Origin of the sequence: Citrobacter sp. CF971 (genome assembly GCF_006385635.1) — a bacterium.
In the GTDB taxonomy this organism is placed as follows: Bacteria; Pseudomonadota; Gammaproteobacteria; order Enterobacterales; family Enterobacteriaceae; genus Citrobacter; species Citrobacter freundii.
In genome coordinates this window covers 3,577,438-3,602,287 of record NZ_CP041051.1, presented here as the reverse complement: position 1 = coordinate 3,602,287, position 24,850 = coordinate 3,577,438, and the positions used below count along the sequence as shown (strand labels likewise).

General features: G+C 54.3%; 22 protein-coding genes. 16 read left to right on the top strand and 6 right to left on the bottom strand.

The features are described from left to right. Position 1: 1 nt before the first annotated feature. From E6P06_RS21035 to E6P06_RS21025, 3 genes are all read right to left on the bottom strand, one after another. Complete coding sequence (locus E6P06_RS21035; RefSeq protein ID WP_016150763.1) at positions 2–991, bottom strand: ABC transporter permease; 990 nt, start codon at positions 989–991, stop codon at positions 2–4. Continuing rightward, entirely contained in the window at positions 984–2,492 is a 1,509-nt protein-coding gene (locus E6P06_RS21030; RefSeq protein WP_016150762.1) for a sugar ABC transporter ATP-binding protein, read from the bottom strand. The genes E6P06_RS21035 and E6P06_RS21030 overlap by 8 nt, the downstream gene beginning before the upstream one ends. Before the next feature lie 103 nt (positions 2,493–2,595). Beyond that, positions 2,596–3,579, bottom strand: coding sequence for an autoinducer 2 ABC transporter substrate-binding protein (locus E6P06_RS21025; RefSeq protein WP_003037665.1), 984 nt, complete (start codon positions 3,577–3,579; stop codon positions 2,596–2,598). 420 nt (positions 3,580–3,999) lie between these two features. On the opposite strand from E6P06_RS21025, the gene E6P06_RS21020 reads away from it, so the two are divergent. Further along, entirely contained in the window at positions 4,000–4,638 is a 639-nt protein-coding gene (locus E6P06_RS21020) for a DUF1007 family protein (RefSeq protein ID WP_139935684.1), read from the top strand. Continuing rightward, positions 4,629–5,609 (top strand): nickel/cobalt transporter, encoded by a 981-nt coding sequence (locus tag E6P06_RS21015; protein WP_044714633.1) that lies wholly within the window; start codon positions 4,629–4,631, stop codon positions 5,607–5,609. Before E6P06_RS21020 ends, E6P06_RS21015 begins: the two co-directional genes overlap by 10 nt. Positions 5,610–5,681: 72 nt before the next feature. On the opposite strand, the gene suhB is transcribed toward E6P06_RS21015, so the two are convergent. Next, complete coding sequence (suhB, locus tag E6P06_RS21010; protein ID WP_003037670.1) at positions 5,682–6,485, bottom strand: inositol-1-monophosphatase; 804 nt, start codon at positions 6,483–6,485, stop codon at positions 5,682–5,684. A gap of 118 nt (positions 6,486–6,603) precedes the next feature. Between suhB and trmJ the strand changes: the two genes are divergently transcribed. The 11 genes from trmJ (at position 6,604) to sseB (ending at position 15,353) form a co-directional block, all read left to right on the top strand. Further along, positions 6,604–7,335: a tRNA (cytosine(32)/uridine(32)-2'-O)-methyltransferase TrmJ gene (gene trmJ, locus E6P06_RS21005; protein WP_003838431.1), complete on the top strand. Its 732-nt coding sequence runs from the start codon at positions 6,604–6,606 to the stop codon at positions 7,333–7,335. 173 nt (positions 7,336–7,508) lie between these two features. After that, positions 7,509–8,000, top strand: coding sequence for a Fe-S cluster assembly transcriptional regulator IscR (gene iscR / locus E6P06_RS21000; RefSeq protein ID WP_003037674.1), 492 nt, complete (start codon positions 7,509–7,511; stop codon positions 7,998–8,000). 112 nt (positions 8,001–8,112) lie between these two features. Continuing rightward, complete coding sequence (gene iscS, locus E6P06_RS20995; RefSeq protein WP_003838433.1) at positions 8,113–9,327, top strand: cysteine desulfurase; 1,215 nt, start codon at positions 8,113–8,115, stop codon at positions 9,325–9,327. A gap of 25 nt (positions 9,328–9,352) precedes the next feature. Then, complete coding sequence (iscU, locus tag E6P06_RS20990; protein WP_002913991.1) at positions 9,353–9,739, top strand: Fe-S cluster assembly scaffold IscU; 387 nt, start codon at positions 9,353–9,355, stop codon at positions 9,737–9,739. Between the two features lie 20 nt (positions 9,740–9,759). Continuing rightward, on the top strand, positions 9,760–10,083 hold the full coding sequence (iscA, locus tag E6P06_RS20985) for an iron-sulfur cluster assembly protein IscA (protein ID WP_003037681.1): 324 nt from the start codon (positions 9,760–9,762) through the stop codon (positions 10,081–10,083). Positions 10,084–10,191: 108 nt separating this feature from the next. Next, positions 10,192–10,707, top strand: a complete 516-nt coding sequence (gene hscB / locus E6P06_RS20975) for a co-chaperone HscB (protein WP_003838436.1) — start codon at positions 10,192–10,194, stop codon at positions 10,705–10,707. Positions 10,708–10,722: 15 nt separating this feature from the next. Beyond that, entirely contained in the window at positions 10,723–12,573 is a 1,851-nt protein-coding gene (hscA, locus tag E6P06_RS20970) for a Fe-S protein assembly chaperone HscA (RefSeq protein WP_003838439.1), read from the top strand. A gap of 1 nt (position 12,574) precedes the next feature. Then, a complete protein-coding gene (gene fdx, locus E6P06_RS20965; RefSeq protein ID WP_003037690.1) occupies positions 12,575–12,910 on the top strand; it encodes an ISC system 2Fe-2S type ferredoxin in 336 nt (111 codons plus the stop codon). An 11-nt stretch (positions 12,911–12,921) separates the two neighbouring features. Beyond that, a complete protein-coding gene (iscX, locus tag E6P06_RS20960; RefSeq protein ID WP_003037694.1) occupies positions 12,922–13,122 on the top strand; it encodes a Fe-S cluster assembly protein IscX in 201 nt (66 codons plus the stop codon). Positions 13,123–13,183: 61 nt separating this feature from the next. After that, positions 13,184–14,467, top strand: a complete 1,284-nt coding sequence (gene pepB, locus E6P06_RS20955; RefSeq protein ID WP_003037696.1) for an aminopeptidase PepB — start codon at positions 13,184–13,186, stop codon at positions 14,465–14,467. 109 nt (positions 14,468–14,576) lie between these two features. After that, complete coding sequence (gene sseB, locus E6P06_RS20950) at positions 14,577–15,353, top strand: enhanced serine sensitivity protein SseB (RefSeq protein WP_016150758.1); 777 nt, start codon at positions 14,577–14,579, stop codon at positions 15,351–15,353. A 36-nt stretch (positions 15,354–15,389) separates the two neighbouring features. Here the strand turns inward: sseB and timP are convergent, their stop codons facing one another. Then, complete coding sequence (gene timP / locus E6P06_RS28080) at positions 15,390–15,506, bottom strand: small toxic inner membrane protein TimP (RefSeq protein ID WP_242670821.1); 117 nt, start codon at positions 15,504–15,506, stop codon at positions 15,390–15,392. A gap of 351 nt (positions 15,507–15,857) precedes the next feature. After that, positions 15,858–16,709, bottom strand: coding sequence for a 3-mercaptopyruvate sulfurtransferase (gene sseA, locus E6P06_RS20945; RefSeq protein ID WP_003037701.1), 852 nt, complete (start codon positions 16,707–16,709; stop codon positions 15,858–15,860). A gap of 206 nt (positions 16,710–16,915) precedes the next feature. Between sseA and E6P06_RS20940 the strand changes: the two genes are divergently transcribed. The 3 genes from E6P06_RS20940 to ndk all read left to right on the top strand — a co-directional run bounded on the left by E6P06_RS20940 (position 16,916) and on the right by ndk (position 24,743). After that, complete coding sequence (locus E6P06_RS20940) at positions 16,916–21,850, top strand: alpha-2-macroglobulin (RefSeq protein ID WP_139935683.1); 4,935 nt, start codon at positions 16,916–16,918, stop codon at positions 21,848–21,850. Next, complete coding sequence (gene pbpC, locus E6P06_RS20935) at positions 21,851–24,163, top strand: peptidoglycan glycosyltransferase PbpC (RefSeq protein WP_139935682.1); 2,313 nt, start codon at positions 21,851–21,853, stop codon at positions 24,161–24,163. Positions 24,164–24,311: 148 nt separating this feature from the next. Then, on the top strand, positions 24,312–24,743 hold the full coding sequence (gene ndk, locus E6P06_RS20930) for a nucleoside-diphosphate kinase (protein ID WP_003037710.1): 432 nt from the start codon (positions 24,312–24,314) through the stop codon (positions 24,741–24,743). The last annotated feature ends 107 nt before the right edge of the window (positions 24,744–24,850 follow it).

Genomic DNA, 24,850 nt, shown 5'->3' with positions numbered 1-24,850 from the left:
CTCAAAGCTCCCTTGCCAGTTTGCGTTTTTCGTTCCAGGCCGTGGCACTGATGCTGACCAGGATAATGGCGCCGCTGAATACGGTGTGCCAGTAAGAGGAGACGCTGAGTAGCGTCAGACCATTTTGTAAGAAGGCGAGCAAGACAACGCCGAGCAGGGTTCCGGTCAACGTACCGCGCCCGCCGCTCATGCTGGTTCCGCCGAGCACGACCGCCGCCAGCACCGTCAGCTCAAAGCCGAGCAGCGAATTGGGTGCAACTGACTGGGTGATTTGCGCCTGAACCACGGCGGCAACACCTGCCAGAATGCCCATATAGCCATAGACGTAGAAATGCAGTTTCAGCAGATTCAGCCCCAGGCGTGAGGCCGCGTCGCGGTTGCCGCCCATGGCGTAAACCTGACGGCCAAGACGGGTATAGTTCATCAGCACTGCGGTAAAGACGATCACCGCCGCCAGGCACAGCAGGGGCAGGGTCAGGCCGTAGTCGTAGCCATCTGCCGCGGTGAAGGAGAACCAGTTAATGCCGTTCATAAACCAGTCAGGGAAACCGTACAGCCAGGTGCCTTTGGTGGCGTAAACCAGAAGGCCGTAGTAGACGTTCAGCGTGGCGATGGTAATGATGATTGCCGGAACGCGCAGCCAGTAGACCAGGAAGCCATTAATGAGCCCAAGCAGCAGGCCCACCGCAATCGCAATGGTTAACGCCAGAGCGAAGTTGCCGCCGTGGCCGATCACCCAACTGGCCATCACATACTGGGCAATCGCGGTCATCGCCGGAAAGGAGATATCGATCCCACCGGAAATCAGCACCACAAACAACCCGCAGGCAAGAATGCCGAGAATCGCGTAGCTGGTGGCCACATCTGTCAGATTGCCGAGCGAGAGGAACTCATCGGTGCTGACACTTAGCCCAACCGCGAGCGCTACGACCAGCAGGCCCAGCCAGAATTCATGTTGCCCGATTAAACGGGACAGATGCATCTTATTCATTGATTACCTCGACCACTTCAGCAATCTCCTCTTCACGGCAGTGATGAGGATTAAATTCCGCCACCAGTCTGCCGCGACGCATCACCAGCACGCGGTGGCTGTTGTAATATGCTTCCGGAATTTCATCGCAAATCATCAGCACCGCCATACCTTGTTCCGCCAAATCGCGGGCTATCTGGTAAATGCCCTCTTTGTTGGCGATATCCACGCCGACGGTAGGCGAGTCGAGGATCAGGATGCGGGGATTGGTCGCCACCCATTTGGCAATGGCGATACGCTGGGCATTGCCGCCGGAAAGCGTTTTGACCGGCAGGTGCGGATCGGACACTTTGATATTCAGTTCGCGGATTAAATCGGCGACCAGCTTTTGCGCTTTACGATGATCGAGCAAGCCGCTACCGGTGTGCAGTTGATCAAACACCGTGACGATGGTGTTGTCGTAAATCGACTGCTCCATGATCAGCCCCTGCGTCAGGCGATCTTCTGAGACGTAGCCGATCCCGTGCTTAATGGCGTCGTGGTTATTACGAAGCGTGACTGGCTGACCGTTAATACGCATCTCGCCGCTTTCCGGGTGCGTCATGCCAAACAGGCTCAAACAAAGCTCGGTACGCCCGGCGCCCAACAGGCCGACAATCGAGACAATCTCGCCGCCATGCAGCGACAGATTAATGTTCTGGTATTTGCCTCTGCGGCTGAGGTTGCGCAGCTCCAGCAGGGGTTCTCGATCGTCGAATGATTTCTCCGGCAGCGGGCTGTAGTGGAAGCGTTGTCCGGTCATCAGGAAAGCCAGCTCGTGGCTGTCGAGTTCGCTGGCAGGATATGTGCCCACCAGTTTGCCGTCGCGCATGACGCTGATACGGTCTGCCACTTCCATTACTTCATCCAGACGATGGCTGACAAACACCACGCAAATGCCGGCCGCTTTAAGTTCGTTAACCACCTTCAGCAGTCCATTGACCTCCTGGCGGGTTAGCGAGGCGGTGGGCTCGTCCATAATAACCAGACGCGCATCTGCGGCAATTGCCCGGCAAATAGCGACCAGCTGTCGGTCGGCAATCGAGAGTTTTTCTACTTTTTTATCGGGATCGATATTCACCCCGATACGTTTCATGGCTGCCAGCGCCTGCTGTTTCATAGCACCACGACGCACCCAGATATCACCGCCCGGCAGATAGCGGTTGACCGCGATATTTTCTGCGACGCTAAAGTTGGGGAACAGCGACAGGTCCTGATAAATAACCTGAATGCCATAATGGGAAGAGAGCTGCGGCGTCAGGTGATGGAACAATTTTCCGTCGAGTAAAATCTGCGCGCCTTTTTCCGGGTGATAAACCCCGGAGATCACTTTAATAATGGTACTTTTACCACAGCCGTTTTGACCCGCCAGACAGTGAACTTCGCCTTTTCTCAGCGTCAGATTCACGTTATCCAGCGCCAGCACGCCCGGGAATTGTTTGCTGATATTCTCAAGAGTGATAAATGCGGTGGTGTCTGCCATGGACAATACCCCTGCGAGCGCCCTGACGGACGCTGAGTGTTAGTTTGGTTGATAGCGCCGACCAGACGGTCGGCGTTAAGGTTCCCTGGTGTTGGCTAAAGCCTTAGAAACCAAGTGATTGTGCGTTGTCTTTGGTGACTTCGAGGATCTTGTTAAAGCGGATCACTTTCTTCTCCGTGTCGATATCGGCTTTCCCTAAACCGTCGATACTCAGATCTGCATTGACTTCTTTGCCCTGCAACAGCTGATCGGCAACCGTTACCAGCGCATAGCCCGCATCTTTTGGATCCCACAGCAGCGCTTTTTTGATATCTCCACGCATCAGGTAAGGCGCAGCCTGCGCTGGCATGGCGATCCCGACAACGGCGATCTTATCTTTGGCGCGTTTTTTCTGCACAGCCTGACCCGCACCAATTGGACCCAGTGAGCCGAAGCCGATAATGCCCTTCATCTGCGGATAGGTTTTCATCAGATCCAGCGTTGTGGCGTAGGATTTATCAATGCTTTCCGCGACCGGCAGGCGTGAAGTGACCTCGAACATTTCCGGATATTTTTCTTTCTGGTACTTAATTGCATAATCAGCCCACGCGTTATGCAGTGGGACCGTCAGCGAACCAACATAGATTGCATACCCGCCTTTGCCGCCCATATTTTTCGCTAACTCATCGACGTTGGCTTGTGCGTATTTTTCACTATCGATGGTTTCGATATCCCACTGACCGATTTGCTCGTCCGGGGATTCGTGCGTCAGGACCACAATGCCTTTATCGCGCGCTTTTTTCAGTACTGGCTCAAGAACCTTGGCATCGTTCGGTACCACGATGATTGCGTTGACGTTTTTGGCGATCAGATCCTCAATCACTTTGACCTGCTGTGCCGGGTCCGGCGTAGACGGACCGGTCTGGTAAGCGTTCACATCCAGTTTTTTTGCTGCTTCGTTAACACCGGTTTCCATGCGGTTAAACCAGGGAATACCAGTGACTTTGGCAACCACAGCAATTTCATATTTTTCCGCCGCAAAGGACGTGCCGGACAACATGCATGCAGAAACCAGGGTTGCACTGAGTAATGCGAGTTTGAATTTCATAGTTGTACCTTTCGTAGGGGGCAGGACATGTCACGGCGTGAAGTTAACAACGAATGGAAGAGGGAATGAATCATAAGTTTGGAGAATGTGATGTATGCCCATTATTGTTAATTTATGGAAATGAAATGGTTAATAATTGGTTAAATTTACATGATTTTAGATTCAGACATTCAAATTAAGTGTTAATAAAACATTAAAATGAAACTTTTAATTAACATTTTGTTATCATTTAACTTAAGATTTAACGCCGAAAAGGTGTTTGGGTGGAATTTCCCGAAGAAGAAATTATCGAAATTGAGAACTGAATCGATACCGGAAAAGGGTGCTCAACTTTTTTTCGTTCAATGATATCCTCGGCACACTTGCGCCAAATACGGCATCATTATTTGTGGCGGTGTTGATTTTTATCGTGGAGAACTCATGCAAGGCGTTAAACGTATCTTTATGACGTTGTTTCTCGCTGTCCTGTCTTTTGGCGCAGGTGCGCATCCCCACAGCTTTATTCATCTGAAAACCGAAGTTGTGAGCGAAAATGATCGGTTCGTCGCGCTAAAAATGCGCTGGATGATGGATGAAATCACGTCGGCGGATCTGCTTTACGACGCGGGGAATGCTAAACCTGGTGATGAAATTTGGAAAAAACTGGCGGCGGAAGTGATGGCCAACGTTCTCGGGCAGCACTATTTCACCGAAGTGTGGCACGATGGGAAAAAGGTAAAGTTTAAAAACAGACCGACGGAATATGGCATGGCGCGTGAAGAACACCAGGCGGTGCTGACGTTCGTTCTGCCGCTGGCCGAAGCTCAACCACTGAGCGGTCAAAAATATACTATTTCAACCTTCGATCCGACCTACTACGTCGATATGAGCTATGACAAAGACAGCGACGCCCTACTTTCGCAGACCATAAGCCAGCAATGCCATATTTCAATGCATACGCCGACGCCGAATGAACACATGTTAAGTTTTGCGCAGTCGCTGGATAAAGAAGACGCACCGCCGGAGGATATGGAGTTGGGTAAACAGTTTGCACAGACGGTGACGCTGCAATGTCAGTAGTTTATCAACAACGCGCAGCCAGACGCCGTTGGCTCACGCTATGGCCGCTGGCGGTCTTTTTGTTGCTGGCGACAGGCGGGGGGCTGTGGTTGTGGCAAGCCTGGCCTCAGGTAATGATGCACAGTGTCGTCTGGCAGCGCGACGTTAACCAGCAGATGAGCGGGTTGCTGAAAGCGGTTGCCGCCAACCCCACACGTGCGGGCGGATCTCTGCTGTTGTTTAGCTTTATATATGGGGTATTGCACGCATTGGGGCCGGGGCACGGCAAAATCGTCATCACGACCTGGCTTGCGACGCATCCGTCGAAGCTCAAGTCGAGCATTGGGCTGACGCTGGCGTCTTCCCTATTGCAGGGGCTGGTGGCAATAGGACTGGTGGTTGTAGTCCTCACGGTGCTGCAACTGCCTGCCCGACAGCTGCATATGAGCAGTTTCTGGCTGGAGAAAGGAAGTTATGCGCTGGTTGGCATGTTGGGCGTTTTATTGTGTGTCCGTGCGCTGAAGAAATTGCGCCAGCTGCTGATGCGCCCGAAATTCACCGCCTTTACGCCGCACCATGTGCATCACGAGGGCTGCGGCTGCGGGCATCAGCATTTGCCCAACCAGGAACAACTGCAAAGCGGCGATGACTGGCGCGCCCGGTTGATGATTATTCTCTCTATGGGCATGCGTCCCTGCTCTGGCGCAATTATGGTGCTGCTGTTCAGTAAAGTGGTTGGCGTCTTTAGCTGGGGTATGGCGTCGGCGTTGGCGATGGCGGCAGGAACCTCTTTGACGATTACGTCATTGGCTTTGCTAGTACATAGCTTTCGCTCATTGGCGGTGAAAATTAGCGGGCACAAAGCGCCGGTGCTGTGGCGACAGATTGGCTGGACGACGCTGGCGTTAGCCGGTGGTGCGGTGCTTATTGTTGCTGCGGTAGTGATGTGGATGAGCGCGGTGCCGGTAGGGCGCGGGATAAGACCGTTTTAGGTTAGTGAGCGGAATGGTATGACTTGTATGCCGGATAAGACGCGAAAGCGTCGCATCCGGCACCACAGCAGATTAGCGCTTCAGCGCATCGCTCAGTTCGTCACGCATGTTAGCCAGCATGGCTTTAACAACGCGCGGGTTACCTGCAACGATGTTGCCGGTTGCCAGGTAGTTATGACCACCGGTGAAGTCGCAAACCAGTGCGCCAGCTTCACGTGCAATCAGCTCACCTGCTGCGAAATCCCATGGTTTCAGACCGATTTCGAAGTAACCGTCAACGCGCGCAGCGGCAACGTAAGCCAGATCCAGCGCAGCAGAACCTGTGCGGCGGAAGTCAGCGCACTCGGTAAACATTTTACCAAGAATTTTCATGTAAGAAGCGGCGTGCTGCTTCGCTTTGAACGGGAAACCGGTGGCGATGATGGTGCCGTCCAGATCGCGGGCGGTGCTGCCACGCAGACGATAGCCGTTCAGCTGTGCGCCCTGGCCGCGAGTGGCGGTGAACAGTTCGTTACGCATTGGATCGTAAACAACGGCGACTTCAGTACGGCCTTTAATGCGTACTGCGATAGATACCGCGAAGTGCGGCAGACGTTTTACGAAGTTGGTAGTACCATCCAGTGGATCGATAACCCATTGAACATCCTGATCTTCACCTGCGTGCTCACCGCTTTCTTCGGTGATGATGGTGTGCTGTGGGTAAGATTTGCGAATAGTTTCGATAATAATCGCTTCGGCGGCTTTATCGACGTTAGTCACGAAATCATTGCTGCCTTTCTGGCTGGTTTCTACAGAGTCTGGGGTTTCGTAGTGTTTGGCAATTACATTACCCGCCTTGCGCGCTGCGCGCACGGCGATGGTCAGCATCGGATGCATCGGTCTCTCTCACTGGATGTTAAAGAACGGGAAAACGGCGCAGAGTATAGCAGCGAGTTCGGAATATGTCTTCGTTTTATGATAATATGCCCGAATAATCTTTAGCCGAAGAAATACAATGCTGCAAAATATTCGAATCGTGCTGGTGGAAACCTCTCACACTGGCAACATGGGCTCTGTAGCCCGTGCAATGAAAACCATGGGTTTAACCAATCTGTGGCTGGTAAATCCACTGGTTAAACCGGACTCTCAGGCCATCGCTCTGGCGGCAGGTGCCAGTGATGTAATTGGCAGCGCGCAGATTGTCGATACTCTCGATGAAGCGCTGGCAGGTTGCAGCCTGGTAGTAGGCACCAGTGCGCGCTCCCGTACGCTACCGTGGCCGATGCTGGATCCGCGTGAATGCGGTTTAAAAAGCGTCTCTGAAGCGACGAATTCGCCCGTAGCGCTGGTGTTTGGTCGTGAACGTGTTGGCCTGACGAATGAAGAACTGCAGAAGTGCCATTACCACGTCGCTATTGCCGCGAACCCGGAATACAGTTCGCTGAACCTGGCGATGGCGGTGCAGGTCATCTCTTATGAAGTGCGCATGGCCTGGCTGGCAACGCAGGAAAGCGAGAAGACCGCAGAATACGAAGAAGCTGAGTATCCGCTGGTCGATGATTTAGAGCGTTTTTACGGTCATCTGGAACAAACGCTGCTGTCGACCGGGTTTATCCGCGAAGGGCATCCGGGACAGGTGATGAACAAGCTGCGCCGTCTGTTTACGCGTGCGCGTCCTGAGAGCCAGGAGCTGAACATTTTGCGCGGAATTTTAGCTTCAATTGAGCAACAGAATAAAGGCAAGTAAACGTAACGCCTCCGGCAAGTAAAAATGGCACTGAAGGTTAAATACCTGACTAAATTAGTCAAGTAAATAGTTGACTGATTTAGTCGGGAATGTCAGACTTGCCCCTGCTATGCAATACCCCCATTTTACAATAAAAAACCCCGGGCAGGGGCGAGTTTGAGGCTAAGTAAGACATGAGACTGACATCAAAAGGGCGTTATGCCGTGACCGCAATGTTGGACGTTGCGCTCAACTCCGAAACGGGCCCGGTACCGTTGGCTGATATTTCTGAACGTCAGGGAATTTCCCTGTCATATCTGGAGCAGCTGTTTTCCCGTTTGCGTAAAAACGGTCTGGTTTCCAGCGTACGTGGACCAGGCGGCGGGTATCTGTTGGGTAAAGACGCCGGCAGCATCGCAGTAGGTGAAGTAATCAGCGCTGTGGACGAGTCTGTAGATGCGACCCGTTGCCAGGGCAAAGGCGGTTGTCAGGGCGGCGATAAATGCCTGACCCACGCGCTGTGGCGCGATCTGAGCGATCGTCTGACCGGTTTCCTCAACAACATTACGTTGGGCGAACTGGTGAATAATCAGGAAGTCCTCGATGTGTCTGGTCGCCAGCACACGCATGACGCTCCACGCACTAATCGTGCACAAGACGCGATCGACGTTAAGTTACGCGCATAATAAAAGTATTTTAGAATCAGGCCGGGGTGTTACACACCCCGTTAACTCGGTCGTACATCCAGCCGGTTGCCTGATTCCTTGCATTGAAGCGATGTACGGAGTTTATAGAGCAATGAAATTACCGATCTATCTCGACTACTCCGCAACCACGCCGGTGGACCCGCGTGTTGCCGAGAAAATGATGCAGTGTCTGACCCTGGACGGAAACTTTGGTAACCCAGCGTCTCGTTCACACCGTTTCGGCTGGCAGGCTGAAGAGGCGGTAGATATCGCCCGTAACCAGATTGCTGACCTCGTGGGCGCTGACCCGCGTGAAATCGTCTTTACTTCCGGTGCGACTGAATCCGATAACCTGGCGATTAAAGGTGCAGCCAACTTTTATCAGAAAAAAGGCAAGCACATCATCACCAGCAAAACCGAACACAAAGCCGTGCTGGACACCTGTCGTCAGCTGGAGCGCGAAGGATTTGAAGTCACCTACCTCGCCCCGCAGCGTAACGGCATTATTGACCTGAAAGAACTTGAAGCGGCAATGCGTGACGACACCATCCTCGTGTCCATCATGCACGTGAATAACGAAATCGGCGTGGTGCAGGATATCGCGACTATCGGCGAAATGTGCCGTGCGCGCGGCATCATCTATCACGTTGATGCGACCCAGAGCGTGGGCAAACTGCCTATCGATCTGAGCCAACTGAAAGTTGATCTGATGTCCTTCTCCGGCCACAAAATCTATGGTCCGAAAGGTATCGGTGCGCTGTACGTGCGTCGTAAACCGCGTATTCGTATTGAAGCGCAGATGCACGGCGGCGGTCACGAGCGCGGTATGCGTTCCGGTACGCTGCCTGTGCACCAGATCGTCGGCATGGGTGAAGCTTACCGTATCGCTAAAGAAGAGATGGAAACCGAGATGGCGCGCCTGCGCAGTCTGCGTAACCGTCTGTGGGACGGCGTGAAAGATATGGAAGAAGTGTATCTTAACGGCGATCTCGAGCAGGGCGCACCGAACATTCTCAACGTTAGCTTCAATTATGTTGAAGGCGAATCGCTGATTATGGCGCTGAAAGATCTGGCTGTATCCTCCGGTTCTGCATGTACTTCTGCAAGCCTGGAGCCATCCTACGTGCTGCGCGCGCTGGGGATGACCGACGAGCTGGCACACAGCTCAATTCGTTTCTCTTTAGGTCGTTTCACTACCGAAGAAGAGATTGACTACGCCATTAATCTGGTTCGCAACTCCATCGGCCGCCTGCGTGACCTTTCTCCGCTGTGGGAAATGTACAAACAGGGCGTGGATCTGAACAGCATTGAATGGTCACATCACTAATCGGTACCGATAAGGAGAATTCAGCATGGCTTACAGCGAAAAAGTAATCGATCATTATGAGAATCCACGTAACGTGGGTTCTTTTGACAACAGCGACGAGAACGTGGGCAGCGGCATGGTGGGTGCACCAGCCTGTGGTGACGTGATGAAGTTGCAGATTAAAGTCAACAATGAAGGTATCATTGAAGACGCGCGTTTCAAGACTTACGGCTGCGGTTCCGCTATTGCTTCCAGCTCTCTGGTTACCGAATGGGTAAAAGGGAAATCTCTGGACGAAGCACAGGCGATTAAAAACACCGATATCGCCGACGAGCTTGAACTGCCACCGGTGAAAATTCACTGCTCTATTCTGGCTGAAGACGCGATTAAAGCCGCGATTGCGGATTACAAAAGCAAACGTGAAGCAAAATAATTAAGAGTTGAGGTTTTATTATGTCGATTACCTTAAGCGACAGTGCAGCAGCGCGTGTAAATACCTTCCTGGCAAACCGCGGTAAAGGGTTTGGTCTGCGTCTGGGCGTGAGAACCTCCGGCTGCTCAGGTATGGCCTATGTACTGGAATTTGTTGACGAGCCGGCGGCTGAAGATACCGTGTTTGAAGACAAAGGCGTTAAAGTTGTGGTCGACGGTAAGAGCCTGCAATTCCTCGACGGTACGCAGTTAGACTTCGTCAAAGAAGGTCTGAACGAAGGGTTTAAGTTTACTAACCCGAACGTGAAAGACGAATGTGGATGCGGCGAAAGCTTCCACGTGTAACGCGCTTACCGATAACCCCACCGTGGTCGCCTGCGCGTGGGGTTTGTTTTACCTGACTCTCTGGTTTTGCTCCCGTGAACAACAGAGAATCGATGCCCTGAGAATGTTATGGACTACTTCACCCTCTTTGGCTTGCCGGCCCGTTATCAGCTCGATACTCAGGCGCTGAGCCTACGTTTTCAGGATCTACAACGTCAGTATCATCCTGATAAATTTGCCAGCGGTTCCCAGGCGGAACAACTTGCTGCGGTTTCGCAGTCCGCCACGATCAACCAGGCCTGGCAAACGCTGCGTCATCCTTTGATGCGCGCCGAATACTTATTGTCTTTACACGGCTTTGACATCCGTAGCGAGCAGCACACGGTGCGCGATACCGCGTTCCTGATGGAACAACTGGAGCTGCGGGAAGAGCTGGACGAAATTGAACAGGCAAAAGACAGTCAACGTTTAGATGCGTTTATGCAGCGCGTCAGCGAAATGTATAACGTTCGTCATCAACTGATGGTGGAACAGCTGGATAGCGAGACGTGGGACGCAGCGGCAGATACCGTGCGTAAGCTGCGTTTTCTCGATAAACTGCGAAGCAGTGCAGAACAACTCGAAGAAAAACTGCTCGATTTTTAATTTCCGGAAGCGAAAATGGCCTTATTACAAATTAGTGAGCCTGGTCTGAGCGCCGCGCCGCATCAGCGTCGTCTGGCGGTAGGTATCGATTTAGGCACCACCAACTCCCTGGTTGCGACCGTACGCAGCGGCCAGGCCGAAACGTTGGCAGACCATGAAGGTCGCCACCTGTTGCCGTCAGTGGTTCACTATCAGCAGCAGGGTTATTCTGTCGGTTACGATGCCCGCGCCAATGCTGCGCTGGATACGGCAAACACCGTCAGTTCGGTAAAACGCATGATGGGCCGCTCTCTGGCGGATATCCAGGCGCGTTACCCGCATCTGCCATATACGTTCCAGGCAAGCGAAAACGGCTTGCCGATGATTGAAACCGCTGCCGGATTGCTTAATCCGGTGCGCGTCTCCGCGGATATTCTGAAAGCGCTGGCCGCGCGGGCAACCGAATCACTGTCCGGCGAACTGGATGGCGTGGTAATCACCGTTCCGGCTTACTTTGACGATGCACAGCGTCAGGGGACCAAAGACGCCGCGCGTCTGGCGGGCCTGCACGTATTGCGTCTGTTGAACGAACCGACCGCAGCAGCGATTGCCTATGGTCTGGACTCCGGTCAGGAAGGCGTGATTGCTGTCTACGATCTTGGCGGCGGTACTTTTGATATTTCTATTCTGCGTCTGAGCCGCGGCGTGTTTGAAGTGCTGGCGACCGGCGGTGATTCCGCGCTCGGCGGCGACGATTTTGACCATCTGCTGGCCGATTATATTCGCGAGCAGGCTGGCGTGGCCGACCGTAGCGATAACCGCGTACAGCGCGAACTGCTGGATGCTGCTATTGCAGCGAAAATCGCGCTTAGCGACGCTGATTCTGTAACGGTTAACGTGGCGGGATGGCAGGGTGAAATCACCCGTGAAACCTTTAATGAACTCATTTCCGCACTGGTCAAGCGTACGCTGCTGGCCTGCCGTCGCGCGCTGAAAGATGCGGGCGTGGAGCCGCAGGATGTGCTGGAAGTGGTGATGGTCGGTGGTTCAACTCGCGTGCCATTGGTGCGTGAACGCGTCGGTGAATTTTTTGGCCGTACGCCGCTGACTTCTATTGACCCGGACAAAGTGGTCGCTATTGGTGCGGCAATCCAGGCAGATATTCTGGTCGGAAATAAACCGGACAGCGAAATGCTGCTGCTGGACGTTATCCCGCTGTCCCTGGGACTGGAAACCATGGGCGGTCTGGTGGAGAAAGTGATCCCACGTAACACCACGATTCCGGTGGCGCGCGCGCAGGACTTTACCACCTTTAAAGATGGCCAAACCGCGATGTCCATTCACGTAATGCAAGGCGAGCGTGAGCTGGTGCAGGACTGCCGTTCACTGGCGCGTTTTGCGCTGCGCGGCATCCCGGCATTGCCAGCTGGCGGCGCACACATCCGCGTGACCTTCCAGGTGGACGCCGATGGCCTGCTGAGCGTCACCGCTATGGAAAAATCCACCGGCGTTGAGTCCTCAATTCAGGTTAAACCGTCCTACGGTCTGACCGACAGTGAAATCGCCTCCATGATTCAGGATTCGATGAGTTTTGCCGAGCAGGACGTTAAAGCCCGTATGCTGGCAGAACAGAAAGTCGAAGCGGCACGCGTACTGGAAAGTTTATCCGGTGCGTTGAACGCTGATGCCGCGCTGTTAAGCGCCGCAGAACGTCAGGCTATCGACACCGCCGCCGCGCATTTGAGCGAGGTTGCACAGGGTGACGATGTTGACGCGATAGAACAAGCCATTAAAAACGTAGACAAACAAACCCAGGAATTCGCCGCTCGCCGCATGGACAAATCCGTCCGTAGCGCGCTGAAAGGCCATTCCGTGGACGAGGTTTAATATGCCAAAGATTGTTATTTTGCCTCATCAGGATCTCTGTCCCGATGGCGCAGTTCTGGAAGCTGAGACCGGCGAAACCATTCTTGACGTTGCCCTGCGTAACGGTATCGAGATTGAACACGCCTGTGAAAAATCCTGTGCCTGCACAACCTGCCACTGCATCGTACGTGAAGGTTTTGATTCTTTGCCGGAAAGCACAGAAGAAGAAGACGACATGCTGGATAAAGCCTGGGGACTGGAGCCGGAGAGCCGTTTAAGCTGTCAGGCACGTGTCACCGAGGACGATTTAGTGGTCGAAATCCCACGTTACACAATCAATCATGCACGTGAGCATTAACAGAGGGTAGTATGGGACTGAAGTGGACCGATAGCCGTGAAATCGGCGAGGCGCTGTACGACGCGTTCCCCGATCTCGACCCCAAGACCGTTCGTTTCACCGATCTGCACCAGTGGATCTGTGACCTGGAAGAGTTCGATGATGATCCACAGGCATCGAACGAAAAAATCCTTGAGGCCATTTTACTGGTCTGGCTGGACGAAGCCGAATAAGTCAACGGGCTGCCCACGGGTGGCCCGTTTTCCTGTATGCGCGAAAATAAGGATAAATAAAATGACAGAAGCCATGAAAATTACGCTTTCCACGCAACCCGCTGATGCCCGCTGGGGTGAAAAGGCGACATACAGCATTAATAATGATGGCATTACCCTGCACCTGAACGGAAAAGATGACCTCGGTCTTATCCAGCGCGCCGCCCGTAAAATTGACGGCCTGGGTATTAAACATGTCCAACTGGATGGTGAAGGCTGGGATACTGAACGTAGCTGGGCGTTCTGGCAGGGCTACAAAGGACCAAAAGGCACCCGCAAAGTTGAGTGGGCCGCTCTGGATGAGGCGCAGCGCAAAGAGCTGGATAACCGCCTGAAAATTATTGACTGGGTGCGCGATACCATTAACGCTCCGGCAGAAGAGCTGGGCCCGGAACAGCTGGCGCAACGCGCAGTAGACCTGCTGTGCTCTGTTGCCTGCGATAACGTCTCTTACCGCATCACTAAAGGCGAAGATCTGCGCGAGCAGAACTACATGGGACTGCATACCGTAGGTCGTGGCTCCGAACGTCCTCCGGTGCTGCTGGCGCTGGATTACAATCCAACTGGCGATAAAGAAGCCCCGGTTTATGCCTGCCTGGTGGGTAAGGGAATTACCTTTGACTCCGGCGGATACAGCATCAAGCAAAGCGCATTTATGGACTCGATGAAGTCTGATATGGGCGGCGCGGCAACGGTGACCGGCGCGCTGGCGTTCGCCATCACCCGTGGTCTGAACAAGCGCGTGAAGCTGTATCTGTGCTGCGCGGATAACCTGATCAGCGGCAACGCCTTTAAACTCGGCGATATTATTCACTATCGCAACGGTAAAAAAGTTGAAGTGATGAATACCGATGCCGAAGGGCGTCTGGTACTGGCCGATGGACTGATCGACGCCAGCGCGCAAAAACCAGAATTGATCATTGATGCCGCCACGCTGACCGGCGCGGCGAAAACTGCGCTGGGCAACGATTACCATGCGCTGTTTAGCTTTGACGATCAACTGGCTGCCCGTCTGCTGGCAAGCGCGGCGCAAGAAAACGAGCCGTTCTGGCGTCTGCCGTTGGCAGAGTTCCACCGTAGCCAGCTGCCGTCTAACTTTGCCGAGCTGAATAATACTGGCAGTGCGGCCTATCCGGCGGGTGCTAGCACCGCGGCGGGTTTCCTGTCCCATTTCGTGGAAAACTATCAGCAAGGCTGGCTGCACATCGACTGCTCTGCAACCTATCGCAAAGCGCCAGTTGAGCAGTGGTCTGCGGGCGCAACTGGTCTGGGTGTGCGCACGATTGCAAATCTGCTGATTGCCTGAACGGTGTTTTTGTAGGCCGGGTAAGCGAAGTGCCACCCGGCATTTTGCCTGATGGCGACGCCGTGCGTCTTATCAGGCCTACAACCCATATACATAATTTGTGATCTCTATGTCCGAAACGAAAAACGAATTAGAAACCCTGCTGGAGCAAGCGGCGACAGAGCCTGCGCATCGTCCGGCATTTTTCCGTACTTTACTGGAGTCTACCGTCTGGGTGCCGGGTACAGCCGCAGAAGGCGAGGCGGTGGTTGAAGACAGCGCCCTCGATCTTCAGCACTGGGAAAAAGAAGACGGCACGACCGTGATCCCGTTCTTCACCTCCCTGGAAGCTCTGCAGCAGGCGGTTGAAGATGAGCAGGCGTTTGTCGTCATGCCGGTGCGTACATTGTTTGAAATGACGCTCGGCGAAACGCTGTTTCTCAACGCGAAACTGCCGACTGGCAAAGAATTTATGCCGCGTGAAATCAGCCTGCTGATGGGGGAAGAAGGGAATCCGCTCAGCACCCAGGAAGTACTGGAAGGCGGTGAATCGCTGATCCTCTCTGAAGTCGCTGAACCTCCGGCGCAGATGATTGACTCGCTGACTACGCTGTTTAAAACCATTAAGCCAGTAAAACGCGCGTTTCTCTGCTCAATCAAAGAAAGCGCGGAAGCCCAGCCGAATCTGCTGATTGGCATTGAAGCGGATGGCGATATTGAAGAGATTATTCATGCCACGGGGAGTGTTGCAACGGATACGTTACCGGGTGATGAACCGATTGATATTTGCCTGGTGAGGAAAGGTGAGAAGGGTGTGAGCCATTTTATCACTGAGCACATCGCACCGTTCTATGAACGTCGCTGGGGCGGTTTCCTGCGCGACTTTAAACAGAATCGGATTATCTGAGTGAAGGAAAGCCGCCCCGAAAGGCGGCTACCAAGCTTACTTGCTCTGGGCGCTGAGCGTCATGCGTGCAGAATTACCTGAGTAACTCTGATCACCGTGAAGACACAATGCACCAGATACAACAAGCACGATACAGAAGTATCGTATCTTCATTGCGCGGTCCATGCGAAGACCGCATCACGACAGCACCACTGGCGATAATGCCGTGATAGCAAGCACTGATGTACGCTTGCTTATACGGCCATGGGACATCCTTTCCTGAAACCAGTGCCCGCTTGCGAGGCGGCGAAAAGGGCCGGAAAAGATAATACCTCAAATAGTGAATAGTTTCGCAGCTAATTAACTTGACATTCACTCCCTTAAAAGGGACTATTTGCCCCCTGATGTACGCTTGCATTGCTATGGTGACATAGCCTGCTGGAAAGGCCGCGAACCGGACCAGCACAAAAAAACCGCTCATTTGAGCGGTTTTTTTGTGGACGAAAAAGATGAATAAATCAGATTTTATTTAGCCTCAGATGGTTCTACCGGTAAATCGTTGCGAGCACCCCACTCGCTCCATGCGCCGTCATACAATGCGACGTTAGAAACGCCCAGCGTGGCAAGCGCCAGCACCACCACGGCAGCCGTTACGCCGGAGCCGCAGCTGGCGATAATCGGGCGGTCAAAGCTCACGCCGTGACTGAAGAAAATAGCATCCAGTTCGTCGGTAGTTTTCAGCTCGCCGTCACGAACCAATTCTGTCCACGGTACATTAAGCGCACCGGGCACATGACCACGCTTCAGGCCAGGACGAGGTTCGTCAACTTCTGCGTTAAAACGCGCAGCCGGACGGGCATCGACGATCTGTGCGGTTTTTTCATGACTGGCCAGCAGTACATCGGTAACACGCACAACAGCGCCAGGCGTAAAGGCCACGTTAAATTCACCTTCAGGTAAATCCTCATCGCCTTCTTTGAGCATTAGATCATCGCGCTTCCAGCCTGCCAGACCGCCCGCCAGAATGGAGACATTTTCGACGCCAAATGTCCGCAGCATCCACCATGCGCGTGGCGCGGAAAACAGATTACCGTCATCGTAGATAACCAGATGCTTATCCTGATCAACGCCCAGCTCGCGCATCGCAACGGCAAAAGCTTCCGGGCGTGGCATCATATGCGGTAGCGGTGAGGTATGATCTGAAAGCGCTTCAATATCAAAAAAGACTGCGCCAGGAATATGGCCCGCACGATACTCCTCGCCAACATCGCGATCTTCCTGTCCTGGAGGTGCCATCCGGGCATCAAGAATTTGTATTTCCGGGTCGTCAATGTGTTCGGCAAGCCAGTCGGCAGCGACAAAGAAGGCGGTGGTCATAGGCATCTCCATTTTTACCAGGTTTTGGCAAATTGTCGGATGTTTACCGTAAAGCGACAAGTAAAACAGGCTGATTTGTCAGGTGAATCCACATTAATCACTAAAATTAAGACAACGTTGTTCAGTTACTGACTTCCACCGCCGGAAATCTGACGCATAATAGTTGTTCTACGTAGCTAACGGGCCACTACGGCCAGGGATGAAAAATGAAACATTTACGCGTAGCGGCCTGCATGCTGATGCTGGCACTGGTCGGGTGCGATAATAATAACGAAAAATCACCGACGGCTGCGAAGCCTGATGCGCCTGCGCCACAGACAGCGCCAGCAAAAGATAAGGCTCAATTACAAAAACTGATGCAGCAAAGCCAGGGCAAGTCGCTGACGCTGCTGGATGCCTCAGAGGTCCAGCTCGACGGTGCGGCAACGCTCGTGTTGACCTTCTCCATTCCCCTCGATCCGGAACAAGATTTTTCCCGCGTCGTGCACGTTGTTGATAAAAAAAACGGCAAAGTGGATGGTGCCTGGGAGCTGGCGCCAAATCTGAAAGAGCTACGCTTACGCCATCTGGAACCTAACCGGGAACTGGTCGTTACCATTGAGCGTGATTTGCTGGCGCTGAATAAAGCGACGTTCGCTATTGATTATGAAAAAAACATTACCACTCGCGACGTCCAGCCAAGCGTAGGGTTTGCCAGTCGCGGTTCGCTGCTGCCGGGAAAAGTGATTGAAGGGCTGCCGGTGATGGCCCTTAACGTTAATAGCGTAGATGTGAACTTCTTTCGCGTGAAGCCTGAGTCGCTCGGTGCGTTTGTCAGCCAGTGGGAATACCGCAATTCGTTGACTAACTGGGAATCTGACAATCTGCTGAAAATGGCGGAACTGGTGTATACCGGACGCTTTGACCTCAATCCTGCGCGCAACACCCGTGAGAAGCTGCTGTTGCCACTGAGCGATATCAAGCCGTTGCAGCAAGCAGGTGTTTACATCGCGGTGATGAATCAGGCTGGACAATACAACTACAGTAATGCCGCTACGCTGTTCACGCTCAGCGATATTGGTGTGTCTGCACACCGTTACCATAATCAACTGGATGTCTTTACGCAGAGCCTGGAAAACGGCGCCGCGCAGCAGGGGATTGAGGTCACGTTACTCAATGAAAAAGGACAGACGTTGGCGCAGGCTACCAGCGACGCTCAGGGTCATGTCAAACTGGAGACTGATAAAGACGCGGCTTTATTGCTGGCCCGCAAAGACGGGCAAACCACGCTGCTGGATCTGAAGCTCCCGGCGTTGGATCTGGCTGAATTTGATATTGCCGGTGCGCCGGGATACAGCAAGCAGTTCTTTATGTTCGGCCCACGCGATCTCTATCGTCCTGGCGAAACGGTGATCCTCAACGGATTACTGCGTGACAGCGATGGCAAAACGTTGCCCGACCAGCCGGTGAAGCTGGAGGTCGTGAAGCCCGACGGACAAGTGTTACGCTCGGTGGTTAGCCAACCGGAAAACGGCTTGTACCGCTTTAGCTGGCCGCTGGACACCAACGCGCCAACCGGCATGTGGCATATTCGGGCTAATACGGGCGACAACCAGTCACGGATGTGGGATTTCCACGTCGAAGACTTTATGCCGGAGCGAATGGCGCTCAATCTCACCGCCAATAAGATCCCGGTGGCACCAACTGATGACGTGAAGTTTTCGGTAGTGGGCTACTACCTGTACGGTGCGCCCGCTAACGGCAATGCTCTGCAAGGGCAGCTTTTCCTGCGCCCGCTGCGCGAAGCGGTGCAGGCATTGCCGGGCTTCCAGTTTGGTAATATTGCCGAAGAAAATCTTTCCCGCAGCCTCGATGAAGTTCAGCTCACGCTGGATGACCACGGACGCGGCGAAGTGACCACCAACAGCCAGTGGCAGGAGACGCATTCCCCGTTACAGGTGGTTTTGCAAGCCAGTCTGCTGGAGTCGGGGGGCCGTCCGGTGACGCGTCGGGTTGAGCAAGCCATCTGGCCTGCGGATACGTTGCCGGGCATTCGTCCGCAGTTTGCAGCAAAAGCCGTCTATGACTACCGCACCGATACTACCGTGAATCAGCCTATCGTTGATGAAAACAGCAACGCCGCTTTCGACATTGTGTATGCCGATGCGCAAGGCGAGAAAAAAGCGGTGTCCGGTTTGCAGGTGCGTTTGATCCGCGAGCGACGAGATTATTACTGGAACTGGTCTGAAGGCGAGGGCTGGCAATCACAGTTCGATCAAAAGGATCTGGTTGAAGGTGAGCAGACTCTGGATCTTAAGGCCGATGAAACCGGTAAAGTCAGCTTCCCGGTTGAGTGGGGCGCCTATCGTCTGGAAGTGAAAGCTCCAAATGATGCGGTGAGCAGCGTACGCTTCTGGGCCGGTTATAGCTGGCAGGATAACAGCGACGGCAGTGGGGCTGTGCGTCCCGATCGCGTGACGCTGAAACTGGACAAACCCAGCTATCGTCCCGGTGATACCATGAATCTGCACGTTGCCGCTCCCGCTGCTGGCAAAGGTTATGCGATGGTGGAATCCAGCGAAGGCCCGCTGTGGTGGCAAGAAATAGACGTACCGGCGGATGGTCTTGATATCTCCATCCCAATCGATAAAACCTGGAATCGCCACGATTTGTATTTTAGTGCGCTGGTGGTTCGTCCTGGCGACAAGTCCCGTTCGGCAACGCCAAAACGGGCGGTCGGTTTACTGCATTTGCCGTTAGGTGACGAAAACCGTCGTCTGGCGCTGGCGCTGGAAAACCCGGCGAAAATACGTCCAAACCAGCCGTTGACCGTCAAGATTAAAGCCAGCGTCAAAAATGGCGACGTACCAAAACAGGTTAACGTGCTGGTCTCTGCCGTTGATAGCGGGGTACTGAACATTACCGATTACGCCACGCCGGATCCGTGGCAGGCGTTTTTCGGGCAAAAACGCTATGGCGCAGATATTTATGATATTTACGGCCAGGTGATCGAAGGGCAAGGACGCCTGGCGGCGCTGCGCTTTGGTGGTGATGGCGATGAATTAAAACGCGGCGGTAAGCCACCGGTTAATCACGTCAATATCGTGGCGCAACAGGCGCTGCCGGTCACGCTTAACGAGCAGGGCGAAGGTACGGTGACGTTACCTATTGGTGATTTCAACGGCGAGCTGCGGGTAATGGCGCAGGCCTGGACGACGGATGACTTTGGCAGCAGCGAAAGCAAAGTGATTGTTGCGGCGCCGGTGATTGCTGAACTGAATATGCCGCGTTTTCTGGCGGGAGGCGATACCTCGCGCCTGACGCTGGACGTGACTAACCTGACTGACAAACCGCAAACGCTGAATATTAAGCTCGCGGCCAATGGTTTACTGGAGCTGATGGGGCAAGATCCCGCGCCGGTAAATCTGGCGCCAGGCGTAAGGACTACGCTGTTTATTCCGGTGCGCGCGCGGGAAGGGTTTGGCGATGGCGAAATTCAGGCAGAAATTAGCGGTCTGACTTTACCGGGTGAAACGCTGCCTGTTCAGCATAAACAGTGGAAGATTGGCGTGCGTCCGGCGTTCCCGGCGCAAACCGTTAATAACGGTGTCGCACTTCAGCCGGGCGCGACCTGGCAGCTTCCGGGCGAAGAACTGATCAATTTCTCCCCTGTGACGATGCAGGGGCAACTGCTGTTCAGCGGTAAGCCGCCGCTAAACCTGGCGCGCTATATCCGCGAACTGAAAGCGTACCCTTACGGTTGTCTGGAGCAAACGGCGAGCGGGTTGTTCCCATCCTTATACACCAACGCTGCGCAATTGAAGGCGTTAGGTATTGTGGGCGACAGCGATGAAAAACGTCGCGCGGCAGTTGATATTGGGATTTCCCGTTTAGTGCAGATGCAGCGTGATAACGGCGGTTTTGCGCTGTGGGATAAAAACGGGTCGGAAGAGTACTGGCTGACCGCGTATGTCATGGATTTCCTCGTCCGGGCAAATGAACAGGGCTACAGTGTCCCGGTAGAGGTGATTAACCGGGGCAACGAGCGGCTACTGCGCTATTTGCAGGATCCGGGCATGATGTCGATTCGCTATACCGACGACTCTTCAGCAAGCCGGTTTGCCGTACAAGCCTACGCCGCGTTGGTTCTGGCACATCAGCAAAAAGCTCCGCTCGGCGCATTGCGTGAGATCTGGGAGCGTCGTGCGCAAGCAGCCTCTGGTTTACCGCTGTTACAACTGGGGATCGCGCTGAAAAATATGGGCGATGCCAATCGCAGTGAACAGGCGTTGACGCTGGCCCTGAATACACCGCGCCGCGATACGCAACAGTGGATGGCGGATTACGGCAGTGCCTTACGGGATAACGCGTTGATGCTGGCCTTGCTCGAAGAGAACAAGCTCAAACCTGACGTGCAGAATACGCTGCTGAACACGTTGTCAGAACAGGCCTTTGGACAGCGCTGGCTCTCGACTCAGGAAAATAATGCGTTGTTCCTTGCCGCGCGTACGTTACAGGATTTGCCTGGTACGTGGCAGGCGCAAACGTCACTCTCGGAACAACCATTAGCAGGGGATAAATCGCTAACCCGCAATCTGGATGCCGATGCGCTGTCTACGCTGAGCGTCACCAATACCGGTAATCTACCGCTGTGGTTGCGTCTGGATGTGAGTGGTTATCCACAAACCGCACCGACGCCTGCCAGCAACGTTCTGCATATTGAGCGGCAAATCCTGGGAACTGACGGAAATAGCAAATCGCTGGATTCGCTGCGTAGCGGCGAACTGGTGCTGGTCTGGCTGGAGGTAAAAGCCAGCCAGAACGTGCCGGATGCGCTGGTGGTCGATTTACTGCCAGCAGGACTGGAACTGGAAAACCAGAATCTGGCCAACGGCAGCGCCAGCCTGCAGGATAGCGGCAGCGAAGTGGCGAATCTGCTTAATCAGATGCAGCAGGCAGATATCCAGCACGTTGAGTTCCGTGACGATCGCTTTGTCGCCGCGGTGGCGGTCAACGAAGGACAGCCAGTTACGCTGGTGTATCTGGCGCGGGCGGTAACGCCGGGGACCTACCAGGTTCCTGTCCCGCAGGTGGAATCAATGTATGTTCCGCAGTGGCGCGCGACCGGTGCGACAGAGGGACTTTTGATTGTCAGACCGTAAATGATACGCGAGTTGGGTAAACGCGGCTGCTGGCTCTGGCTGGCAGCCGTTGCACTATTGTTTGTGGCGGCGGTTTGGGCGGCAGATAAAATCTGGCCGCTGCCGCTGCACGAAGTCGATCCGGCGCGGGTCGTGGTGGCGCATGATGGTACGCCGCTGTGGCGCTTCGCCGATGCGGATGGTATCTGGCGGTATCCGGTAACGATTGATGAGGTGTCGCCCCGCTACCTTGAGGCGTTAATTAACTACGAAGACCGCTGGTTCTGGAAGCATCCCGGCGTCAATCCGTTTTCAGTACTGTGCGCGGCATGGCAAGACCTCTCCTCTGGGCGTGTGGTTTCTGGCGGCAGTACGCTCACCATGCAGGTCGCACGATTACTCGATCCCCATCCGCGAACCTTTGGCGGCAAGTTTCGCCAACTCTGGCGCGCATTGCAGCTGGAATGGCATCTCTCCAAACGCGACATCCTGACACTGTATCTCAACCGCGCGCCGTTTGGCGGTACGCTGCAGGGCGTGGGGGCGGCAAGCTGGGCTTATCTTGGTAAATCACCCGCGCAATTGAGTTACTCCGATGCCGCGCTGCTGGCTGTTTTGCCACAGGCGCCGAGCCGTCTGCGTCCGGATCGCTGGCCGGACCGTGCTGAAGCGGCGCGTAATAAAGTGCTCGAACGTATGGCGACCCAGGGCATTTGGCCTGCCAGACAGGTGCAGGAGTCGCGTGAAGAACCGGTCTGGCTGGCACCCCGGCAAATGCCGCAGTTAGCACCGTTATTCTCGCGCATGATGCTGGGAAAAAGCCGAAGCGATAAAATCGTGACTACCCTTGATGCCGGATTGCAGCGTCAACTGGAAGAGCTGGCGCAAAACTGGAAGGGGCGCTTACCTGCGCGCAGTTCGCTGGCGATGATTGTGGTCGATCACACCGATATGAGCGTGCGTGGCTGGGTGGGGTCGGTAGATATGAATGACGACTCCCGCTTTGGTCATGTGGATATGGTGAATGCGATCCGTTCGCCTGGCTCGGTGCTGAAGCCGTTTGTTTATGGCCTGGCGCTGGATGACGGACTCATTCATCCCGCTTCGTTATTGCAGGATGTCCCGCGGCGAACCGGGGACTATCGACCGGGGAATTTTGACAGCGGTTTTCATGGCCCGGTGAGCATGAGCGAAGCGCTGGTGCGCTCGCTGAATTTACCCGCCGTGCAGGTACTCGAAGCCTATGGCCCGAAGCGTTTTGCCGCATCGTTACGTAACGTCGGCTTACCGTTGTATCTGCCCGCAGGAGCTGCGCCGAATCTGTCGCTGATTTTAGGTGGCGCGGGGGCAAGGCTGGAAGATATGGCCGCAGCGTACAGCGCCTTTGCCCGCCAGGGAAAAGCGGGAAAACTGCGTCTGCAGCCGGGTGACCCACTACTGGAACGTCCGTTGATGTCGGCGGGCGCGGCGTGGATTATTCGCCGCATTATGGCTGACGAAGCGCAACCGCTGCCGGATAACGCGCTGAGCAGAGTGGTTCCTCTGGCGTGGAAAACGGGCACCAGCTATGGCTATCGCGATGCCTGGGCGATTGGCGTTAATGCGCGTTATGTGATCGGTATCTGGACCGGCAGGCCCGACGGTACGCCAGTGGTGGGGCAGTTTGGTTTCGCCAGCGCCGTACCGTTGCTCAATCAGGTCAACAATCTTTTGCTCTCTCGCGGGACAAATCAGCCGGAAGATCCACGCCCTGAATACGTGAGTCGCGGTGTGGTGTGCTGGCCGGGCGGGCAATCTCTTGCCCCCGGTGACAGCAACTGCCGTCGCCGTCTGGCAACCTGGTTACTGGATGGCAGTCAGCCGCCAACGTTATTATTGCCCGAGCAGGAAGGGGTTAATGGCATTCGTTTTCCTGTCTGGCTGGATGATGAAGGCAAACGTGTGGCGGCGGATTGCCCGCAGGCGCACGAGCAAACGTTAATCGTTTGGCCGTTGCCGCTGGAGCCATGGCTACCGGAATCAGAACGTCGTGGGGCGAGATTACCGCCAGTTTCTGCCACATGTCCGCCGCTGGGACAAGACGCTTCGCAGCCGTTGCAGTTGACAGGCATTCGTGATGGCGCGATTGTGAAGCGTTTACCCGGTTCTGCTCAAGCCTCATTGCCGGTGCAAACCAGCGGTGGGAGCGGTGAACGCTGGTGGTTTCTTAACGGTGAAAGGCTGGATGAACGCGGACGTCGTCTTACGTTACGGCTGGCGACTAAAGGGGATTATCAACTGCTGGTGATGGATGATGCAGGCCAGGTAGCGACGGTGAGATTTTCGATGCAGTAGACCAGTTAGTGACTGTTTGTTGCTAAAATTCATCTTATTTTAAAGAAATGTTACCTTCATCAATAGTCAATTGCCGGGATGCTCTTTATAATCCGCGCCAGGTCGTACATCTATATAGACAACAACAGAACACATTACAGAGGTTATCATGGCTATTGAACGTACTTTTTCCATCATCAAACCAAACGCGGTGGCAAAAAACGTTATTGGGAGCATCTTTGCGCGCTTTGAAGCAGCAGGGTTCAAAATCGTCGGGACTAAAATGCTGCACCTGACCGTTGAGCAGGCGCGTGGTTTCTATGCTGAGCACGATGGCAAACCGTTCTTTGACGGTCTGGTTGAATTCATGACCTCTGGTCCGATCGTTGTTTCTGTTCTGGAAAGCGAAAATGCCGTACAGCGTCATCGCGATCTGCTGGGCGCAACCAACCCAGCGAATGCGCTGGCCGGTACTCTGCGTGCAGACTATGCTGACAGCTTCACCGAGAACGGTACTCACGGTTCCGACTCCGTTGAGTCAGCGGCGCGCGAAATCGCCTATTTCTTTGGTGAAGGTGAGGTTTGCCCGCGCACTCGCTAATCTCCTGCGTCTTTCACGTCGCAGATGCGTTGGCTGCATTCGTTTACCCCGGTCACATAGTTTTCTATGCTCCCGGGGATGCTCGAACTTGCCGCCTTCCTGCGACG

What these genes read in the sequence shown, in the direction of transcription:
- E6P06_RS21035 (WP_016150763.1), bottom strand. Translation starts at nt 991, where the DNA reads ATGAATAAGATGCATCTGTCCCGTTTAATCGGGCAACATGAATTCTGG.
- E6P06_RS21030 (WP_016150762.1), bottom strand. Translation starts at nt 2,492, where the DNA reads ATGGCAGACACCACCGCATTTATCACTCTTGAGAATATCAGCAAACAA.
- E6P06_RS21025 (WP_003037665.1), bottom strand. Translation starts at nt 3,579, where the DNA reads ATGAAATTCAAACTCGCATTACTCAGTGCAACCCTGGTTTCTGCATGC.
- E6P06_RS21020 (WP_139935684.1), top strand. Translation starts at nt 4,000, where the DNA reads ATGCAAGGCGTTAAACGTATCTTTATGACGTTGTTTCTCGCTGTCCTG.
- E6P06_RS21015 (WP_044714633.1), top strand. Translation starts at nt 4,629, where the DNA reads ATGTCAGTAGTTTATCAACAACGCGCAGCCAGACGCCGTTGGCTCACG.
- suhB (WP_003037670.1), bottom strand. Translation starts at nt 6,485, where the DNA reads ATGCATCCGATGCTGACCATCGCCGTGCGCGCAGCGCGCAAGGCGGGT.
- trmJ (WP_003838431.1), top strand. Translation starts at nt 6,604, where the DNA reads ATGCTGCAAAATATTCGAATCGTGCTGGTGGAAACCTCTCACACTGGC.
- iscR (WP_003037674.1), top strand. Translation starts at nt 7,509, where the DNA reads ATGAGACTGACATCAAAAGGGCGTTATGCCGTGACCGCAATGTTGGAC.
- iscS (WP_003838433.1), top strand. Translation starts at nt 8,113, where the DNA reads ATGAAATTACCGATCTATCTCGACTACTCCGCAACCACGCCGGTGGAC.
- iscU (WP_002913991.1), top strand. Translation starts at nt 9,353, where the DNA reads ATGGCTTACAGCGAAAAAGTAATCGATCATTATGAGAATCCACGTAAC.
- iscA (WP_003037681.1), top strand. Translation starts at nt 9,760, where the DNA reads ATGTCGATTACCTTAAGCGACAGTGCAGCAGCGCGTGTAAATACCTTC.
- hscB (WP_003838436.1), top strand. Translation starts at nt 10,192, where the DNA reads ATGGACTACTTCACCCTCTTTGGCTTGCCGGCCCGTTATCAGCTCGAT.
- hscA (WP_003838439.1), top strand. Translation starts at nt 10,723, where the DNA reads ATGGCCTTATTACAAATTAGTGAGCCTGGTCTGAGCGCCGCGCCGCAT.
- fdx (WP_003037690.1), top strand. Translation starts at nt 12,575, where the DNA reads ATGCCAAAGATTGTTATTTTGCCTCATCAGGATCTCTGTCCCGATGGC.
- iscX (WP_003037694.1), top strand. Translation starts at nt 12,922, where the DNA reads ATGGGACTGAAGTGGACCGATAGCCGTGAAATCGGCGAGGCGCTGTAC.
- pepB (WP_003037696.1), top strand. Translation starts at nt 13,184, where the DNA reads ATGACAGAAGCCATGAAAATTACGCTTTCCACGCAACCCGCTGATGCC.
- sseB (WP_016150758.1), top strand. Translation starts at nt 14,577, where the DNA reads ATGTCCGAAACGAAAAACGAATTAGAAACCCTGCTGGAGCAAGCGGCG.
- timP (WP_242670821.1), bottom strand. Translation starts at nt 15,506, where the DNA reads ATGAAGATACGATACTTCTGTATCGTGCTTGTTGTATCTGGTGCATTG.
- sseA (WP_003037701.1), bottom strand. Translation starts at nt 16,709, where the DNA reads ATGACCACCGCCTTCTTTGTCGCTGCCGACTGGCTTGCCGAACACATT.
- E6P06_RS20940 (WP_139935683.1), top strand. Translation starts at nt 16,916, where the DNA reads ATGAAACATTTACGCGTAGCGGCCTGCATGCTGATGCTGGCACTGGTC.
- pbpC (WP_139935682.1), top strand. Translation starts at nt 21,851, where the DNA reads ATGATACGCGAGTTGGGTAAACGCGGCTGCTGGCTCTGGCTGGCAGCC.
- ndk (WP_003037710.1), top strand. Translation starts at nt 24,312, where the DNA reads ATGGCTATTGAACGTACTTTTTCCATCATCAAACCAAACGCGGTGGCA.